The organism is Hamadaea sp. NPDC051192 (assembly GCF_040682475.1).
GTDB classification, from domain to species: Bacteria; Actinomycetota; Actinomycetes; order Mycobacteriales; family Micromonosporaceae; genus Hamadaea; species Hamadaea flava.
Window position 1 is genome coordinate 1 of sequence record NZ_JBFBAZ010000259.1, and the last position, 4,689, is coordinate 4,689.

Below are 4,689 nucleotides of genomic sequence, written 5' to 3' on the forward strand. Positions count from 1 at the left end.
GGCCTCGCCGAGCAGCGTCGTCGTGCATACCACGAGGGTGAACGGCGGCTCGCCGGCGGGCAGAACGACCCCGGCCCCGTGGCGTACGCCTGGCCGAGCTGAAAGCCCACGGCCACGCCCTTCCGCTCAACCAGGCACGCGTGTTCCAACGCATCGCCGCCGAAGGCTCACGGCTCGCCGACCTCGCCGACGCCGCCCAGCTGAGCAAACAAACCGTCGGCTCGATCGTCGACCAGCTCGAACACGCCGGCTACGTCCAGCGAACACCCGACCCGCGCGACGCCCGCGCCCGCCTGGTCCAACTGACCGCCAAAGGCCACGAACTCGTCCAGATCGGCATCCCCGTCGTACGCGACATCGAAGCCACCTGGCGAGCCCACCTCGGGCCCGCGCGCATGCGCCAGCTCACACAACTCCTGGCCGACCTGCGCACCATCACCGACCCCTACCAGCAACCCCGCGAACAACCGTAAGTCGGGTCCACGCGAATGCGCGGCGTTCACGGTGGCGCCGCCGCAACGGCCGACCGTCCACATCCACGCGGGTTCAAGCGTCGCGTCCGCGGCTACCGCTGGCCATGTCGGTCGTTGGAGCAGATTCTCCCAATGCGCCGGGGATTATGCTTCGGGCCGTCGACCGGGACCGCGCCCATGCCAGCACCTCGTCGCAGGCTGGTCAGCCGCCGGCTGTCCCATATTGGAGGAAGTATCAGAAGCTATCCATTTAGGAACCGGTAGCGGCCCGTGAGAGCATGGTGCCGGTCGCGCCGCGAGCTGCACGACGGACTCGGTCCGATCCTGACCGGCGTGGGGATCAGCCTCGACGCCCCAGAGCGAGCCCGGGCTCACAGCCTTCGCTGGCCAAGGCGGACATGTCCGGGGGCTTCGCGCCCGCAGCAGGCCCAGTCCCGCCTTGAAACCCGTTTTGCACAATTTACCACCGAACGTATGTCTGATGCGTAATTCTGGCTATGCGCCGTCTGGGTTGGACGAGCGGGCGCAACGCCGGGTGCTTGTGATTCGCGTGGGTGGGTGGTGTCGGTGGTGGACGAGGCAGGTCCTTCGTGGCGGGCCGACTGGGTGCCGGTGGACCGGCGGTGGTTGGGGCTTGATCGGCGCACGCTGCTGCCGGCGGCTTTGGTCGTCCTGTTGGTGGTGGTCGCGGGGTGGATCATGCCTGCGGTCAGCAAGTCCGTGCAGGTCGACGATCCGATTCAGGCTGGGGACGTCGTACAGGTCGGTGATGGGGTGCAGTTCACCCCGGCGGTGGGGGCGAATCTGGTCGCCGGGCTGCGGCAGAGTCCCGCGACGCCCGCCGAGTCCTATCCGGCGACCGCAGCTGTGACATACGGGGGTGTGGTGTTCGAGGTCGTCGCCGACACCTATCACGGGACGCCGATCCAGCTGCTGGAGCAGATCAAGAAGAACGCCGAGGGCATGCGCGGCGCGGCGGGAGACTTCCGGGTCACCAGCGATCCGGTCACCATCACCAACGCGACTGGGCAGCACGGCATCGCGGCGCACTACGACGGGCTGGGCCAAGTTGGTCTTGTCGCCGCGTTCGTGTTCGGCGATACCGGTGTGGAAATCCAGATCTACGGGCCACAGACCGCCCCGGAGGGCCTGAGTCAGCCAGTCGCGGCGATGCTGCGTTCCGTACGCCCCGTCGACGGGAGCGGATCATGACCGTCGTCCCGGAGTCCATGCCAGCGGTCGCCGCCCGCGTGACGGCGATCGACAGACCGGTTGGGGCCGGCCGGTGTCACTGTGGCAGCCCCGCAACGCCTGCTTCTGGGTGTACCTGTTCGGTGTCTTCTACGGCATCTGGCAGCTGGTCGGCATGCTCAACCAGAGCATCCGGCTCTACGCGCCGGCCCTGGCCGTCAGCGCCCTCGTGTTCGCCTGCTACGCGGTGCTGTTCTGGTGGTTCACCACGCGCATCGACCGCTACTCCCGTCAGCCCCTGGTGCTCGTCGTGGCGGGGTTCCTCTGGGGCGGTTTCGCCGCGACCTGGGCGATCGCCTTGTCCGGTAACAGCGCTCTGCTCGACCTGTACGGCAAGGTGTTCGGGCAGACGTTCCAGCAGGACTTCGGGGCCGGCTTGACCGCACCGATCTTCGAGGAGTTCGGCAAGGCAGCCGGGGTCCTGCTGCTGATGTTCATCGCACCCCGGGTGGTGCGCACCGCGTACGACGGATTCATCCTCGGCGCTTTCTGCGGTCTCGGGTTCGAGATCATCGAAGACATCTCCTACGGCCTCAACGCCGGCGCGGAGCAGTTCGGCTCCGATCAGCTGTCCACAGCGCTGCACGTCGTCGCCCTGCGGCTGCTGACCGGCTTCACCTCCCACATCCTGTACTCCGCGATCGCCGGCGCGGGAGTCGTCTACCTGGTCGGCACCGTCGCGCAACGGCGCCGCATCGGGCTCGGCGCCGGACTCGTGCTCACCGCGATGGTCCTGCATGGCCTGTGGGACGCCAACGGCGGCCTCAGCGGCGGAAACGGCATCGTGGTGATCGCCCTGATGATCGTAGAGATCATCATCAGCTTCGCGGTCGTGATCGCCGTGTTCCACCTGACCGTGAAACCTGAACGAGCGGCCATGCGCGCGGTCATGACGCCCGAAGCCGACAGCGGCGTGATCACGACCGAGGAACTCGACGCGCTGGCTGGTGGTTGGAAACAACGCCGCGCCTACCGCAGAGCGGCGCACGGCCGCGCCAACCGCCGAACCCGCCACCACCGCCTCGAAGCGGCCCACGATCTCGCCGACCAACTCGCCGCATCGAGAGGTGCCGACAGCGACCAGGTGCTCTTCGCCCGCACCGAACTCCTACGGCTCCAACCGACAACGCTGTCGAGCAACGGCACTTGACAAAGCCTCGCAGGCCGCGTGCGGTACAACGGGGTGCCGCGTGAGCCGAGAACTGGGCCGGTTCCGCGTCGCGGCAGGCAGCGAGACGCATTCTGTGCCACCGAATCACGGTGGATGTCTGCCAGAATGTGCATTGCGGACGCCCACCCCCTCAGACAAGCTTCGGTCATTATCAACTGCTGGGGCCATGTGATGACTATGGTTCTGCACTTCGAGCGCCACATCTGCGGATCCTGGTGCGCATACAAAGGTAGACATACGCGTGACAGACGCCCAGCCAGAACGCCATGGTCCGGACCCTTTGTGGAACTGCGGAGCATGTGGAAAACAGTGGCCTTGCCTAGCAACTCAGAGTGACCTTGAGAAGCAGTTCGCCCTTATTCCTGCGGCTATCGAGCAGGCCATGCAGACTTTCCTGCTCGACGCTCTCGCGGCTCGCCCGGACATCCCATACGATGATCTTGAGGAACGTCATCTCGGCTGGCTGCGGGAACGGTTCGGCAACGCTTCCCCGAGGCGCGAGGCCCGCCGAAAATGACCCATAGGCGCTTCCGTTTCTCATCAGGTCAACGGGCGGCGCCTTAGCTGATCAGCACGGCACGGACCCGGCTCGATCGAAGGTGGAGGACCTGATCGATCACGGTCGCGTCGCGTAGCGTGACGGCGTTCAGTGCCGCCCGGCGTCACCAGCATGTGGCCGTCATGCTGGGTCTCGCCCACCATGCTGTCGGCGGAGACACTCCCGAGTCCTGGTCATGGTCAAGGTCGAGGTCGAAGTCCGCGCCCCTCGATTCTCCAGCACGAGCTGCTTGAGCCCTGTGGGCATAGCGGTGCAAGTGTCAGCGGGCCGCGTCCATGATCATGGTTTGCGGCGGCCTCGGCCCGGACTACGCCGGCAACCTGGCCCGCACCGTGTGACGCACCAACGGCTGCGAGGCTGGCCCATCCGGCGGCTGGGCAGTTCAAGGAGCCTTCACCGAGGTTCTACCTCTGAGGGTTGTGGCTCTGGCGTCGGCGGCACCTCGAACAGCAGTTGGTGAACGCCGTCGAGCACCGCCGGGTCGTACTTCCCACCGACCTTGGTTTCGGGAAGGTAGGCGTCGACGTATTTGTGGACGAGTTCGCGCCGGGCCTCGTCCATCGCGCGCTGGCGGCTGACCTGCGGGTCGTCGCTGCGCATGTTCATGACGATCGGTACGACGATGGCCGGGCCTCCACCGAATCCGCGTAGGACGATCTCCTGTACGGCGAGTCCGGCGCCGAACTCCATGAGGTTGGCGACTGCCTCGGTCCGGTCGTGGGACGCTCGGAGGATCACCACTACGCCCGCCGACACGACTGCCAAGTGCACCAGGCCGCCGATCGTGATGTAACCCGCCTGCCCCGGCCGCCCCGGCCCGATTCGGCGTACGGCCAGATCTTCGGTGCCGACGCGCACTGCCGTGCGCGCCTCCTCGCTCGCGGTGGCCATGTAGTCGGTGAGCCGCTCGGTGTCGTGGCCGTACTCCGCGAGGTGGAAGTCGCCGCCGACGGGTTCGAGATTGCCGGGCGACATCGCGAGGTTCGGGTTGGCACGCACGTTCTTGATGACTTGTTGGGACAGCTTGTGGGCGTAGTGAAGGTCCTGCCCGGCGAAGACGGTGCCCTGCCTCCACACCAGCTGGTTCCTAGGTCCCATCTCCAGGATGCGTTTCAGCGGATGATCTGCCGCTGCCCGCAGGATCCGCTTGATCTCTGTGTTGAGGCGCCTGCGGTACGCGTTGTAGGTGTCGCCGCCTCGGTGCTGGCGCACGGACTCGGCGACCTCCTTGAAGG

The 4,689-nt window shown here is 66.6% G+C and carries 5 protein-coding genes; 3 read left to right on the plus strand and 2 right to left on the minus strand.

Features of this window, described 5'->3' with window-relative positions; translation table 11 throughout:
• Positions 1-98 precede the first annotated feature (98 nt).
• From AB0M47_RS42105 to AB0M47_RS42115, 3 genes are all read left to right on the plus strand, one after another.
• Complete coding sequence (locus AB0M47_RS42105; RefSeq protein WP_363424498.1) at positions 99-473, plus strand: MarR family winged helix-turn-helix transcriptional regulator; 375 nt, start codon at positions 99-101, stop codon at positions 471-473.
• Between the two features lie 567 nt (positions 474-1,040).
• The gene (locus AB0M47_RS42110; protein WP_363424488.1) at positions 1,041-1,685 is read left to right on the plus strand and encodes a hypothetical protein; all 645 of its coding nucleotides are present in this window, start codon (positions 1,041-1,043) and stop codon (positions 1,683-1,685) included.
• 73 nt (positions 1,686-1,758) lie between these two features.
• Complete coding sequence (locus AB0M47_RS42115; protein ID WP_363424491.1) at positions 1,759-2,874, plus strand: PrsW family intramembrane metalloprotease; 1,116 nt, start codon at positions 1,759-1,761, stop codon at positions 2,872-2,874.
• A 340-nt stretch (positions 2,875-3,214) separates the two neighbouring features.
• Here the strand turns inward: AB0M47_RS42115 and AB0M47_RS42120 are convergent, their stop codons facing one another.
• Both AB0M47_RS42120 and AB0M47_RS42125 read right to left on the minus strand, forming a co-directional pair.
• Positions 3,215-3,349 (minus strand): hypothetical protein, encoded by a 135-nt coding sequence (locus AB0M47_RS42120; RefSeq protein ID WP_363424493.1) that lies wholly within the window; start codon positions 3,347-3,349, stop codon positions 3,215-3,217.
• A 498-nt stretch (positions 3,350-3,847) separates the two neighbouring features.
• Positions 3,848-4,689: hypothetical protein (locus AB0M47_RS42125; protein WP_363424495.1), on the minus strand; the 842-nt coding region annotated here is incomplete at its 5' end.